Below are 248 nucleotides of genomic sequence, written 5' to 3' on the forward strand. Positions count from 1 at the left end.
CTAGGGCATGTCTGACAATCGTTTGGACCATGCGATCACAGCATTCAGCACCACAGCGGACCGGTAGACGATCGCGTACTTGTCATACCGGGTCGCCAGACCCCGCCACTGCTTCAGGTGCGCGTACTGACGCTCGATGACGTTGCGGCCCTTGTAGGCGTCCGCGTCGAGGCTGACGGGGCGCCCGCCGCGGGCACCGCGCCGTCTGCGGTGGCCCTGCTGGTCGGCCGGTTCGGGGATGACCGCTT

Annotated in this window: 1 protein-coding gene; it reads right to left on the reverse strand. The window is 66.5% G+C overall.

From position 1 onward, the window contains the following. The coding region (locus tag D8M29_RS13450; protein WP_148111657.1) for a transposase at positions 1 to 248 on the reverse strand (248 nt) is incomplete at its 5' end.

The sequence above is a fragment of the Micrococcus sp. HSID17227 genome, assembly GCF_003989405.1.
In the GTDB taxonomy this organism is placed as follows: domain Bacteria; phylum Actinomycetota; class Actinomycetes; order Actinomycetales; family Micrococcaceae; genus Micrococcus; species Micrococcus luteus.